Source organism: Streptomyces sp. NPDC004435, from assembly GCF_042873895.1.
Classification (GTDB): Bacteria; Actinomycetota; Actinomycetes; order Streptomycetales; family Streptomycetaceae; genus Streptomyces.
The window spans coordinates 46473-59323 of sequence record NZ_JBIAMB010000034.1 but is presented as its reverse complement, the minus strand read 5'-3'; the positions used below and the strand labels follow the sequence as shown (position 1 = coordinate 59323).

Below are 12851 nucleotides of genomic sequence, written 5' to 3'. Positions count from 1 at the left end.
CACGCCCGGCCCCCCGCCCCCCGCGCGGCGTTGTGGCGGGCATGCTATGGCCCGGGGGTGTGCTAGGACGTGTGGGCCCCCCCCCCCCCCCCCCCCGCGGGGGCCGCCCTGCGGGCGGCGACGGGAGGGTGACGACAGGAGTGCGACGACAGGACCCGGCCGGGGCTCAGGCCGCGCGGCGCAGCTGTGCCGCGCGGATCGGCTGCGAGCCGGGGCCGCCGATGTGCGAGAACGGCTGGGTCCGCCAGTCCAGGCCCTGGGGCAGCGTCAGGAGCAGCGCGGTGTCCTGCTCCTGGACGCCGGCGCCGTCGTCGGCGGAGCGCGCCTCCGCGGCGGCCCGGCCGGTGCCCGGGCAGACGGTGAGGGTGAAGGGATTCCACGCCGACGGGCACAGCGCGTGCTCGGGCAGCGCGTCCTCGTCCGCCAGCAGGGCGATCGGCTGATCGCACTCCGGGCAGATCACCCGGTACATCTCGAACGTGTCGTACGAATCGAACTCGTCGAACGGATCGACGGAATCAACGGGCTCCTGCATGGAGACTCCCCCTCGGAACAGGTCGGCCGGTACTGTGCGGCCGGAACCACAGCAAGCCCTTCCCATACGGAACTCCGCATAACCGTGAGCCGTACCCCGATGCCTGGTCCGAACCTGTGGCGTTCGTCACATGCCCGGCGCAGGTGCCCCGGGACGGCCCATAGCGGTGGATACCGCCCGCTCCCGGCTGGGCTCGGGGCCCTTCGGCGCAATAGGGTCGGCGCATGGAGGAGCTGGATCGTCAGATCGTGGAGTTGCTCGTCAAGGACGGGCGCATGAGCTACACCGACCTGGGCAAGGCCACCGGCCTGTCCACGTCGGCGGTGCATCAGCGCGTCCGCCGCCTGGAGCAGCGCGGTGTCATCCGCGGCTATGCCGCCGTCGTCGACCCCGAGGCCGTGGGTCTGCCGCTGACCGCCTTCATCTCGGTCAAACCCTTCGACCCCAGCGCCCCGGACGACACCCCCGACCGGCTCGCCGACATCCCCGAGATCGAGGCGTGCCACAGCGTCGCCGGCGACGAGAACTACATCCTCAAGGTGCGGGTCGCCACCCCGCTGGAGCTGGAGCACCTGCTCAGCCGGATCCGGTCCCAGGCGCATGTCTCCAGCCGCACCACCGTCGTCCTGTCGACCCCGTACGAAGCCCGGCCGCCGCGCATCTAGCCTGGTCGTATGAGCGAAAGCCTGAACTCCGGCGACCACCGCACCGTGCTCCTGCGCGGGGGCGAGGTCCACAGCCCCGCCGACCCCTTCGCCACCGCCATGGTGGTGGAGCGCGGCCACATCGCCTGGGTGGGCGAGGAGGGCGCGGCCGACGCCTTCGCCTCCGGCGTGGACGAGGTGATCGACCTGGAGGGCGCGCTCGTCACCCCGGCCTTCGTGGACGCCCACGTCCACACCACGGCCACCGGCTTCGCGCTCACCGGTCTCGACCTCTCCTCCGCCGCCTCGCTCGCCGAGGCGGCGGAGCTGATCCGCGCCCACGCCGCCGCCCACCCCGAGGACCGGATCCTCATCGGGCACGGCTGGGACGCCGCCCGCTGGCCCGAGCGGCGCCCGCTCACGCGCGAGGAGCTGGACGGCCTCACCGGAGGGCGTCCGCTCTACCTCACCCGGATCGACGTGCACTCCGCCGTCGTCACCACCGCGCTGCTCGACCTCGTCCCCGGCGTACGGGAGCTCGACGGCTTCCACGACGGGCGCGCCCCGCTGACCGGCGACGCCCACCACGCCGTCCGCGCCGCCGCCTTCGCCGCCGTCTCCCCGCGCCAGCGCGCCGAGGCCCAGCGGGCCGCCCGGTCCCACGCGGCCTCCCTCGGCATCGGCACCCTCCACGAGTGCGGCGGACCGCGGATCTCCTCCGAGGACGACTTCACCGGCCTGCTGGACCTCGCCCGCGGCGAGCCCGGCCCCCGCGTCGTCGGCTACTGGGCCGACCTCGACATCGAGCGGGCCCGCGCGCTCGGCGCCCTCGGCGCGGCCGGCGACCTCTTCGCCGACGGCTCCCTGGGCTCGCACACCGCCTGCCTCCACGAGCCGTACGCGGACTCCGCGGGGCACACCGGGTCCGCCCACTTGGACGCCGGCGAGATCGCCGCCCACGTCGTGGCCTGCACCGAGGCCGGCCTCCAGGCCGGCTTCCACGCCATCGGCGACGCGGCCGTCGGCGCCGTCGTGGACGGCGTCAGGGCCGCCTCCGAGAAGCTCGGCCTGGCCCGGATCCGGGCCGCACGGCACCGCGTCGAGCACGCCGAGATGCTCACCCCCGAGACGATCGCCGCCTTCGCCGAGCTCGGCCTCACCGCCTCCGTCCAGCCCGCCTTCGACGCCCTGTGGGGCGGCGACGAGGGCATGTACGCCGACCGCCTCGGCACCGAGCGGGCCCGCACCCTCAACCCGTACGCGGCCCTGCTGCGCGCCGGTGTGCCGCTCGCCTTCGGCTCGGACAGCCCGGTCACCCCGCTCGACCCGTGGGGGACCGTCCGGGCCGCCGCCTTCCACCGCACCCCCGAGCACCGGATCTCCGTCCGGGCCGCCTTCACCGCCCACACCCGCGGCGGCTGGCGCGCGGTCGGCAGGGACGACGCCGGCACCCTGGTGCCCGGCGCCCCCGCCGACTACGCGATCTGGCGGACCGGCGATCTGGTGGTCCAGGCCCCGGACGACCGGGTGGCCCGCTGGTCCACCGACCCCCGCTCCGGCACGCCCGGTCTGCCCGATCTGTCCCCGGGTGCCGACCTTCCCGTCTGCCTGCGGACCGTGGTGTACGGACAGACGGTTTTCGTACGGCCGAACGAGTGATGTCCGGTTGACGGCCACCCGGGTGTACGCACCACGGGTTCGTCCCCGACCTGCGGATCTTCCCGTCCGGCCTGCGGCTTTTCGATAACCCCGCAGGTCAAACGGGTGTTGACAGCCGACCGCCATGGCCCGGTAGGTTCTCGGGCGTCCACCACAGGACGTCCGACCGGACCACACCTCCTCGCCGGCGCCGACCGCCGCCCGCGCCTCGGCCGCGAGGGAAGGTTTCACCGGCGGAAGGTGCGACCCGGGTGGGGCCCGGACGTTCAGTAGACAACGGCCTTCGGCCGATCCGCAGCCAGCGGGTCCCGGGTCGGACCGAAGGACGTCGGGCCCCGCACCGCACGCGACCCCGCGCCCCCGCGTCGCACGTCTCACACCCCGCTGGACCGGACCACGCCGGAGACCTCGCTAAGGTGGGGGCCTGTGTCTGTATCCGAAGGGGCTGTAGTGAACGACGGTGGCGTGAGGCGTTACGGCCCGCTCGGCAAGGCTTTGGTGATCATTCCGACCTACAACGAGGCGGACAACATCAGGCCGATCGTCGCGCGCGTACGGGAGGCCGTGCCCGACGCGTTCATCCTCGTCGCCGACGACAACAGCCCCGACGGCACGGGCAAGTTCGCCGACGAGATCGCGGCCGAGGACGACCACGTCCACGTCCTGCACCGCAAGGGCAAGGAAGGGCTCGGCGCCGCCTACCTGGCCGGCTTCCGCTGGGGCATCGAGAACGGCTTCGACGTCCTCGTCGAGATGGACGCCGACGGCTCCCACCAGCCCGAGGAGCTGCCCCGGCTGCTCACCGCGCTGAAGGGCGCCGACCTGGTGCTCGGCTCCCGCTGGGTGCCGGGCGGCCGGATCGTGAACTGGCCCAAGTCCCGCGAGTTCATCTCCCGCGGCGGCAGCCTCTACTCCCGCGTGATGCTCGACGTCCCGATCCGCGACGTCACCGGCGGCTACCGCGCCTTCCGCAAGGAGACCCTGGAGGGCCTGGGCCTGGAGGACGTGGCCTCCGCCGGCTACTGCTTCCAGGTCGACCTCGCCCGCCGGGCCGTCGCCGCCGGCTTCCACGTCGTGGAGGTCCCCATCACCTTCGTCGAGCGCGAGGTCGGCGACTCCAAGATGAGCCGCGACATCCTCGTCGAGGCGCTGTGGCGCGTCACCGGCTGGGGCATCACCGCCCGCGCCGAGAAGGTCACCAAGCTCCTCGGCCGCAAGCGCGGCTGACCCCGGCCCGGACCGTCGCACGGTCCGCCGCCGTCCCCGGCCCGGACCGTCCCGCGGTCCGGGCTGATCCTTTCCTTACGACGTTCCTGCGGCGCGCCAGGCACACTGGACGGCATGACGACCGGCGCAACGCCCCCTCACGCCCCCAAGCGCTCCCGCGCGCGCACCTTCCTCCCGCTCGGCATCGCCGCCTGGCTGGTCCTGGAGATCTGGCTGCTCACCGTCGTGGCGAACGCGGCGGGCGGCCTGACCGTGCTGCTGCTCCTCGTCGGCGGTGCCGTCCTCGGCGGCGCCGTCGTCAAGCGGGCGGGCCGCCGGGCCTTCGCCAACCTCTCCTCCACCTTCCAGCAGGCGCAGGCCGCCGCGCAGAGCGGCACGGCGCCGAGCGCCGCCGACCGGAAGGGCGCGGAGGACCGCAACGGCTTCCTGATGCTGGGCGGCCTGCTCCTGATGCTCCCCGGCCTGATCTCCGACGTCGCCGGCCTGCTGCTGCTCGTGCCCCCGGTCCGCACGGCCCTCGGGCGCGCCGCGGAGAAGGCCGTGGAGCGCCGGATGGCCGCCGCACGTCCCGGAAGCCTCCAGGACGCCTTCCAGCAGGCCCGTATGCGCCGTCCGGACGGAAAGGTGGTCCAGGGCGAGGTCATCCGCGACGACGCGCCCCGGAGCCCGTACGGCCCCGCCGACGGACAGCGCCCGCCGCTGACGCCCTGAGCGGGCGCGCACCGCGGGACCACGCGGGACAGCCGCCTCACGCGGGAACGCCGAGGGGCCCGGTACACGAATCGTGTACCGGGCCCCTCGGCGTTGCTTCTGCCGTGTCGTCCGTCAGGCGGACTTGCGGCTGTCGCGCGGATGCACCGCGATGTTCATGGCGCCGGAGCGCAGGACGGCCAGCCTCTCGGCCAGGACCTCCTCCAGCTCCTCGCGGGTACGCCGCTCCATCAGCATGTCCCAGTGCGTACGCGCCGGCTTGCCCTTCTTCTCCTCGGGTCCGTCGCCGTCCACCAGAAGCGCCTGGCTTCCGCAGACCTTGCATTCCCACTCCGGCGGAATCTCCGCCTCCACCGAGAAGGGCATCTCAAAACGATGGCCCTTCTCGCATGCGTACTCCACGGCCTGGCGCGGGGCCAGATCGATGCCGCGGTCGGTCTCGTAGCTGGTCACCACGAGGCGCGTGCCGCGAAGAGCTCGCTCACTCATGAATCGTGCCTCCCGGGCTTGTCGCCCACAGGACAGGTGTCGCTGTCGTCGTCATCCGGTCAACGTCCGGTCGGCGATAAAGATTCCCGTTCCGGGTCATGCGTCGCCCGTCGTGCCGCCCCTTGTTGTACCCACCAGTGCCCGTTTTGTCACATCTGGCGGCAGATGTGACACGGCGTCTTCACTAAAGGAGCACGCAGTAACGGTCCGCCTGGCAGGCCAAACGCGTACACTACCGGCCTTTCACTTCCGCGTCTAAATTCGCTCGGGTACGACATTGCCCGCCTCGTGCGCGGCGTCCCGTACGGGCACCCTGGCGAGCAGCGCGAAACCGGCCACGAAGAAGATCACGAGAGAGATGATGGCAGCTCGATAGCTGTCCGTCAGCTGATACACGAGGCCGAACATCAGCGGGCCCAGCCAGCTCAGCCCGCGGTCGCTCAGTTCGTACGCCGAGAAGTACTCCGCCTCCTTGCCCTCCGGGACCAGATGCGAGAAGAGCGAGCGGGACAGCGCCTGGGTGCCGCCCATCACGAGCCCGATCGCGGCGGCCAGGCAGTAGAAGAAGACCGGCGCCCCGGCGGGCAGCAGGTACCCGGCCATCAGGATGACGGTCCACACGACGAGCGCGCCCAGGATCGTCCGCTTGGCGCCGTACGTCCGGGCGAAGCGGGCCATCAGCAGGGCGCCCGCCACCGCGAGCACCTGCACCAGCAGCACCGCCGTGATGAGCGTGGTCTTCTCCAGGCCCAGCTCCTCCTCGCCGAAGATCGCCGCCTGCGAGATGACCGTCTGCACCCCGTCGTTGTAGACGAGGTAGGCGAGCAGGAAGGCCAGCGTCAGCGGGTGCTTGCGCATGTCCTTGATGGTCGACCGCAGCTGCCGCCAGCCCGCGCCGACCGCGCCCCCGCCCGCCGGCCGGTCCGGCCCGGCCGCGGGCGGCAGCCGCCGGTCCCGCAGCCGCCGCAGCGGGATCAGCGCCCACGCGCCCCACCACAGGCCCGCCGAGGCCAGGCAGATCCTGACCGCCTCGCCCTCCTCCAGGCCGAAGGACTCGTGCGCCGAGTACAGGACCAGGTTGAGCACCAGGACCAGGGCGCCGGAGGTGTAGCCGAAGGCCCAGCCGCGCGAGGAGACCCGGTCCCGCTCCTCGGGGTCGGCGATCTGCGGCAGATAGGCGTTGTAGAGCATCATCGCGACCGCGAAGGACGCGTTCGCCACGATCAGCAGGAAGGCGCCGAGGAGGTACCGGGTGCCCTCCAGGAAGAACATGCCGGTCGTCGCGCCGGCCCCGATGTACGCCGCCGCCGCGAGCAGCGGCTTCTTGCGGCCCCAGCGGTCCGCCGCGGCGCTCACCAGCGGCATCGCCACGATGGCGACTACCAGCGAGACGGAGACCGCGTACGGGAAGAGCGAACCCGGGGCCACGGGTATGCCCAGCGGGTACACGAGCTTGCCCTCGCCGCCGGCGGCGTTCTCGGCCACCGTCTTGAGGTACGGCCCCAGGAAGACGGTGACGACGCTGGTCGAGTAGACCGAGCAGGCGAAGTCGTAGAAGTACCAGCCGCGCTGCTCACGTCTGCGCTCGGCCGGATCGGTGATGGGCCCCTCAGGACCGGTCGTCTCGGCGGTCACGGCCGCACGCCCCCTCGCTCGTCCCCGTCGCCGGGACGCCCGCGCGGCCTCAGGCCCATGCCCCACGGGCGGTGAGGACCTCGCGCAGCGTCTCCAGATGATCGGTCATGATGCCATCGACCCCCAGGTCGAGGAGAGAGTCCATGCGCTCCGCGTCGTTCACGGTCCACACGTGCACCTGGAGCCCGCGCGCGTGCGCCGCCCGGACGAAGCGGCGGTCCACCACGCGGATCCCGCCCTGCGTCTCCGGGACCTGCGCGGCGACCGCGCCGGCCCGCAGCGGCGCCGGGACGCCGAGCGAGCGCATCCGCAGGGCGGCGACGCCGGTCACGCCGTACGAGGTGGCCAGCCGGGGCCCGGCGAGGCGCTGGGCCCGCGCGATGCGGGCCTCGGTGAAGGAGCTGACCAGGACCCGGTCCCAGGCGCCGGTGCGGGAGACGAGGTCCACCAGCGGGACGAGCGCCGACTCTGTCTTGAGGTCCACGTTCCAGCGGGCCTCGGGGAACTCCTGGAGCAGGTCCTCGAAGAGCGGCAGCGGCTCCTTGCCGGCCACCCGCGCCTCCCGCACCGCCGCCCACGGAAGGTCGCGGATGAGGCCCGAGGCGTCCGTCACCCGGTCCAGGGTCGAGTCGTGGAAGGCGACCAGCACGCCGTCGGCGGTGGTGTGCACATCGGTCTCGAAATAGCGGTAGCCCGCCGCGGCGGCCCGGCGGAAGGCGGCCGCGGTGTTCTCCAGGCCGTCCGCCGTGCCGCCCCGGTGGGCGAAGGGCAGCGGGAGCGGGTGGTCGAGGTAGGGGTGGCGTACGCGAGTCACCGCCGCAGTATGGCGCCTTCCGGTGACTCCGCGGCGACCGGCGTGTCGACGGCTTCGGGCCCGGGGGTGGCCTTCCGCGCGGGGGCGGCGGCGTCCGGCCGGGAGGCGGACTCCCGCTCGGGGGCGGCGGCGGCCTCCGGCCCCGGGACGGCGAAGAGGCGCAGGAAGAACTGGGCGAGCGGGCCGATCGACAGCGCGTAGAGCACCGTGCCGACGCCGACGGAACCGCCGAGCAGGAATCCGGTGGTGACGACCGCGATCTCGATCAGGGTCCGGGTCAGCCGGATCGACCGGCCGGTCAGCCGGTGCAGCCCGGTCATCAGGCCGTCGCGCGGGCCGGGGCCGAAGCGGGCCGCGATGTACAGGCCGGTCGCCACGCCGTTCAGCACGATGCCCAGCACCAGGAGCGGGATCCGTACCGGCAGGCCGTGGCCCTCCGGGAGCAGCGCCAGGGTGCCGTCCATCGCCAGGCCGATCACGAACACGTTCGACACCGTGCCCAGACCCGGGCGCTGCCGGATCGGGATCCACAGCAGCAGCACGACCGCGCCGACGATGATCGACACCACCCCGATCGTCAGCCCCGTCCGCTCGGCCAGGCCCTGGTGGAGCACGCCCCACGGCTCGAGACCGAGCCCCGCCCGGACCAGCAGCGCCGAGCTGATCCCGTACAGGGCCAGACCGGCGTAGAGCTGGACGAGCCGCCGGGTGAGTTGCCGGCCACGCGAGCCGGAGGCGATGGACATGGACGTGCCCCCCTGGGGTGGTGTGCGGGAGTGATCGCGGCCCGGTGTGGTGACGGTGGACCGACTCATGACACTCTGTGGCGGGAGAACGGATGCCAACCATGGCCAATTCGAGGAAGGTGGACTGATTTCCATGGCTCAGTGGACTTCAGCCGTCGGGGCCGCCCAGCTCGCCCGGCAGCTCCAGGCGCAGCAGCCCCGCCCCGCGGGCCCCGGCGCCAGGAAGCCGCCCGCCTACCGCGCCCTCGCCGACGGCATCCGCCTGCTCGTCCTGGAGGGCCGGGTGCCGGTCGCCGCCCGCCTGCCCGCCGAGCGCGAGCTCGCCCTCGCCCTCACCGTCAGCCGCACCACGGTGGCCGCCGCCTACGAGGCGCTGCGCACCGAGGGCTTCCTGGAGTCCCGGCGCGGCGCCGGCAGCTGGACCGCCGTCCCGGCCGGCAACCCGCTGCCCGCGCGCGGTCTGGAACCCCTGCCGCCGGAGACCCTCGGCTCCCTCATCGACCTCGGCTGCGCGGCCCTTCCCGCCCCCGAGCCCTGGCTGACCCGCGGCGTCCAGGGGGCCCTGGAGGAGCTGCCGCCGTACGCGCACACCCACGGCGACTACCCGGCCGGCCTCCCCGCGCTGCGCGCCATGCTGGCCGAGCGCTACACCGCCCGGGGCATCCCGACCATGCCCGAGCAGATCATGGTCACCACGGGGGCGATGGGCGCCATCGACGCCATCTGCCACCTCTTCGCCGGGCGCGGCGAGCGGATCGCCGTCGAGTCGCCCTCGTACGCCAACATCCTCCAGCTGATGCGGGAGGCGGGCGCCCGGCTGGTCCCCGTCGCCATGTCCGAGGGGCTCGGCAGCTGGGACATCGGCCGCTGGCGCCAGGTGCTGCGCGACGCGGCGCCCCGGCTGGCGTACGTCGTGGCCGACTTCCACAACCCGACCGGCGCCCTCGCCGACGAGGACCAGCGGCGGCGGCTCGTCGAGGCCGCCCGCGGGGCCGGCACGGTCCTGGTCGTCGACGAGACCATGGCGGAGCTGCACCTCGACGACGACGTGGACATGCCCCGCCCGGTCTGCGCCTTCGACCCGGCAGGATCCACCGTCCTCACCGTCGGCTCGGCCAGCAAGGCGTTCTGGGCCGGGATGCGGATCGGCTGGGTGCGCGCCGCCCCCGACGTCATCCGCTCCCTGGTCGCCGCCCGCGCCTACGCCGACCTGGGCACGCCCGTCCTGGAGCAGCTGGGCGTCAACTGGCTGATGCGCACCGGAGGGTGGGAGGAGGCGGTCGGCCTGCGCCGGGCACAGGCCCGGGAGAACCGGGACGCGCTCGTCACCGCGGTCCGCAGGGAGCTGCCCGAGTGGGAGTTCGAGGTGCCGAAGGGCGGGCTGACGCTCTGGGTGCGCACCGGCGGGCTCTCCGGCTCGCGCCTCGCCGAGGCGGGCGAGCGGGTCGGCGTCCGGGTGCCCTCCGGCCCCCGGTTCGGCGTCGACGGCGCCTTCGAGGGGTACGTCCGGCTGCCGTTCACCGTCGGCGGCCCGGTCGCCGACGAGGCCGCGAGCCGGCTCGCGGCCGCGGCCCGGCTGGTGGAGTCGGGTCTCGGCGGAGGGGTCGAGCCGCCGCGGACGTTCGTGGCCTGAGCGGTGTGTTCGCGGCCCGAGCCGGGGCCGTTCCCGCGCGGGAACGCCCGTCCGCGCCCTGACGTCCGCCACGCGCGCGTGGGAACGGCGAAGGCCGGTACCGACCCGTCAGGGTCCGTACCGGCCTTCGCCGCTCTGTGGATCGGGGCGGGATCGGGGCGGGTCAGCCCTCCGCCGGGACCGGGGCGTGGTGGGGGAGGATGCCGGGGGTCGGCTCCGCCGCCGCCTCCGGGACCTTCTCCAGGGCCACCGTGGCCGCCGGCCGCCGCTCCGGGAGCAGGTCGAGGACGGCCTGCCGGTCGGTGTCGCCGACGGCGTCGTCGTACGGATCGGGCGTGGCCGGCACCTGGAGCCGGAGGACCTCCCCGGTGCCGAGGCGGGCGTAGCCGCGGCCCGGCGGGACCTGCGCGGTCGGGGTGGTGTGCGGCGCGGCGCCGAGGACCGCGGCGATCTGCTCGGGGGAGGCGGGGCCGAGCACCACGCGGGCGCGGGTGTGGGCGCGTACCCCCTCGTGGAGGGCGTCGGCCGTGTCGAACTGCTCGGCCACCACCACCGTCACCTGGGCGGCGCGGCCGTGCCGCAGCGGCACCTGGAGCAGCTCCTGGGGGTCGGGACGCCCCTCGGAGGCGGCCAGGTGGCCGAGGGCGCCGGGGCGGTCGAGGAGGATCCACAGCGGGCGGCGGGTGTCCGCGGGGGCCGGGTGGCCGGCCTGCCGGGCGCGGTTGGAGGAGATCAGCCGGCGCTCGGTCTCGTGGGCGGCCCATTCCAGGCTCTCCAGCGCGCCGGACAGCTCGCTCTCGATGCCGAGGACGCCGTCGCGGCCGACCAGGCAGGCGTACTCGCCGGCGCCCGCGCCGTCCACGATCAGCACGTCGCCGTGTTCGAGGGCCTGGAGCGCGAGGGACCGCAGCAGGGTGGAGGTGCCGCTGCCGGGCTGGCCGACGGCGAGCAGATGCGGCTCGGTGGAGCGGGGGCCGGTGCGCCAGACGACGGCGGGCGCGTCCTCGGAGCCGTCCGCGGAGACGACCGGCACGGTCCGCTGCACGGCCTCCGCGTCGGTGAAGCCGAGCACGGTCTCGCCCGGGGCGGTGACGAACCGCTGGGCGCCGATGGTGGTCGGGAGGGCGGGCAGCACCTGCATGACGAGGCGGTTGCCCTCCTCGTCCCAGTCGAAGCGGTACTCGCGGCCGCGCCCCGACTTGGCGTGGAGCAGCTGCTCGATGCGGGCGCGGGAGGCCGGCTCGCCGTCAGGGAAGTACGGCGGGTAGGAGATCCGCAGTCGGGTCGGGCGGCCGTCCCCGTCGAAGGCGTGGTCGGCGAAGGCCCGGCTCCAGTCGCCGCCGTGGGCGAAGAGCGGCTCCGGGTCCTCGGGGACGGAGAAGTACGGCACCAGGGCCTCGTACAGGCCCTTCAGCCGGGCGATCTCCGCCTCGTCGGGGCCGGTCTTCACGACCGGTTTCTCACGCCCCTTCCACGCGGCGGCGCCCATGAGCGCGACGAGCGCGAGCAGCGGCCCGTACGGCACGAGGGCGACGACCAGGACGCAGGCCGCGACCAGGAACAGCGTGGGACCGCGCCGCTCCTTGGGGGTCGCGGCCCACTTGGCGCGCGCGGTCGCGGCCAGCTTCCGCAGACCACGGGAGACCGTGATCAGCGGGTGGAGCACGTCGGTGGCGCTGTCGGCGGCCGACCGCGCGATCTCTCGGCTGCGCGCGAGCTGCGCGCTGCCGCTGCTCAGAATGCGGGGGAGTGGTCGCCGGGCCACGTCGTACTCCTGAAGTGGTGGAAGGGGGTGAGAGGCGTCAGAACTTGATTCCGCCCAGCAGGCCGGCCAGGCTCTGGCCGCCCGCCGTGATGCTGGGTGCGATGGCGGTGCCCGCCAGGTAGAAGCCGAAGAGCGCGCAGACGAGGGCGTGCGAGGCCTTGAGGCCGTCCTTCTTGAAGAACAGGAAGCAGATGATGCCGAGCAGGACGACGCCTGAGATGGACAGGATCATGGGGTGTTCTCCTGGTTGAGGGGACAGTCACGATGAGTCCTTCCAGGTTCACGGCAAGTATCTATGTGACTAAAGGTTCATTCGGGTGAATAGCGGGCGTTTTCACTTGACCGGCGGACGCCGGTCCCCGCCCCGGGTGGCGAAACCCCCGAAGTGGGGTAAGGGAGCACCGAGGGGTGCTGGTCACCGCTGGTGAACGGGGTGATCCTTGCCTCGGCCGGACGCGGCCATGTCACCGCGAGGGCAGTACCCTGTCGATTCACTCGTACGGCCGCGCTTGCCGTGCGCAGGTCAAGGGCAGGCGGTACCGGGCGGCACGCGCGCGGGACGCAGGCGGAGCACGGAAGGCGGTTGTGAAGATGAGCGAGACCCCGGACCCCGAGGTCGTCGAGCTGGCGTCGAAGGTCTTCGACCTGGCGCGCACCGGCGACGCCGCGGCCCTCGCCGCCTACGTCGACGCGGGCGTCCCCGCGAACCTCACCAACGACCGGGGCGACACCCTCCTCATGCTCGCCGCCTACCACGGCCACGCTCCCGCGGTCACCGCCCTCCTGGAGCGCGGTGCCGACGCCGACCGCGCCAACGACCGCGGCCAGACCCCGCTCGCCGGCGCCGTCTTCAAGAACGAGGACGCCGTGATCCGTGCCCTCCTGGCCGGCGGCGCGAATCCGGAGTCCGGCACTCCGTCCGCCGTCGACACCGCCCGCATGTTCGGGAAGAACGAGCTCCTGGAGCTCTTCGCCGACCGGTGAACGACAGCT

Annotated in this window: 13 protein-coding genes; 6 read left to right on the top strand and 7 right to left on the bottom strand. The window is 73.6% G+C overall.

Going from position 1 to position 12851, the window contains the following annotated elements; genetic code table 11:
* Positions 1-166: 166 nt before the first annotated feature.
* Positions 167-535 carry a hypothetical protein gene (locus tag ACFYT9_RS38055; RefSeq protein ID WP_376602521.1) on the bottom strand — a complete coding sequence of 123 codons (369 nt, stop codon included), beginning with the start codon at positions 533-535 and terminating at the stop codon, positions 167-169.
* A gap of 224 nt (positions 536-759) precedes the next feature.
* Between ACFYT9_RS38055 and ACFYT9_RS38050 the strand changes: the two genes are divergently transcribed.
* The 4 genes from ACFYT9_RS38050 (at position 760) to fxsA (ending at position 4776) form a co-directional block, all read left to right on the top strand.
* Positions 760-1200: an Lrp/AsnC family transcriptional regulator gene (locus tag ACFYT9_RS38050; RefSeq protein ID WP_030493658.1), complete on the top strand. Its 441-nt coding sequence runs from the start codon at positions 760-762 to the stop codon at positions 1198-1200.
* 9 nt (positions 1201-1209) lie between these two features.
* On the top strand, positions 1210-2838 hold the full coding sequence (locus ACFYT9_RS38045; RefSeq protein WP_389171433.1) for an amidohydrolase: 1629 nt from the start codon (positions 1210-1212) through the stop codon (positions 2836-2838).
* A 450-nt stretch (positions 2839-3288) separates the two neighbouring features.
* Positions 3289-4065 carry a polyprenol monophosphomannose synthase gene (locus ACFYT9_RS38040; RefSeq protein WP_389171430.1) on the top strand — a complete coding sequence of 259 codons (777 nt, stop codon included), beginning with the start codon at positions 3289-3291 and terminating at the stop codon, positions 4063-4065.
* 114 nt (positions 4066-4179) lie between these two features.
* Positions 4180-4776, top strand: coding sequence for an FxsA family membrane protein (gene fxsA / locus ACFYT9_RS38035; protein WP_389171427.1), 597 nt, complete (start codon positions 4180-4182; stop codon positions 4774-4776).
* Between the two features lie 114 nt (positions 4777-4890).
* On the opposite strand, the gene ACFYT9_RS38030 is transcribed toward fxsA, so the two are convergent.
* The 4 genes from ACFYT9_RS38030 to ACFYT9_RS38015 form a co-directional block, all read right to left on the bottom strand.
* The gene (locus ACFYT9_RS38030) at positions 4891-5265 is read right to left on the bottom strand and encodes an RNA polymerase-binding protein RbpA (protein ID WP_026278069.1); all 375 of its coding nucleotides are present in this window, start codon (positions 5263-5265) and stop codon (positions 4891-4893) included.
* Positions 5266-5520: 255 nt separating this feature from the next.
* Positions 5521-6900, bottom strand: coding sequence for an MFS transporter (locus ACFYT9_RS38025; RefSeq protein WP_389171424.1), 1380 nt, complete (start codon positions 6898-6900; stop codon positions 5521-5523).
* A gap of 49 nt (positions 6901-6949) precedes the next feature.
* Entirely contained in the window at positions 6950-7714 is a 765-nt protein-coding gene (locus ACFYT9_RS38020) for a glycerophosphodiester phosphodiesterase (RefSeq protein ID WP_387273195.1), read from the bottom strand.
* Complete coding sequence (locus ACFYT9_RS38015; RefSeq protein ID WP_389171421.1) at positions 7711-8460, bottom strand: YitT family protein; 750 nt, start codon at positions 8458-8460, stop codon at positions 7711-7713. The genes ACFYT9_RS38020 and ACFYT9_RS38015 overlap by 4 nt, the downstream gene beginning before the upstream one ends.
* A 133-nt stretch (positions 8461-8593) precedes the next feature.
* Between ACFYT9_RS38015 and ACFYT9_RS38010 the strand changes: the two genes are divergently transcribed.
* The gene (locus ACFYT9_RS38010; RefSeq protein WP_389171419.1) at positions 8594-10093 is read left to right on the top strand and encodes a PLP-dependent aminotransferase family protein; all 1500 of its coding nucleotides are present in this window, start codon (positions 8594-8596) and stop codon (positions 10091-10093) included.
* 163 nt (positions 10094-10256) lie between these two features.
* Here ACFYT9_RS38010 and ACFYT9_RS38005 read toward each other — a convergent pair whose 3' ends face one another.
* Positions 10257-11858, bottom strand: coding sequence for a hypothetical protein (locus ACFYT9_RS38005; RefSeq protein ID WP_389171416.1), 1602 nt, complete (start codon positions 11856-11858; stop codon positions 10257-10259).
* 37 nt (positions 11859-11895) lie between these two features.
* The gene (locus ACFYT9_RS38000; protein ID WP_030493667.1) at positions 11896-12090 is read right to left on the bottom strand and encodes a hypothetical protein; all 195 of its coding nucleotides are present in this window, start codon (positions 12088-12090) and stop codon (positions 11896-11898) included.
* 359 nt (positions 12091-12449) lie between these two features.
* On the opposite strand from ACFYT9_RS38000, the gene ACFYT9_RS37995 reads away from it, so the two are divergent.
* Positions 12450-12842, top strand: a complete 393-nt coding sequence (locus tag ACFYT9_RS37995) for an ankyrin repeat domain-containing protein (protein ID WP_389171412.1) — start codon at positions 12450-12452, stop codon at positions 12840-12842.
* Positions 12843-12851: the final 9 nt, after the last annotated feature.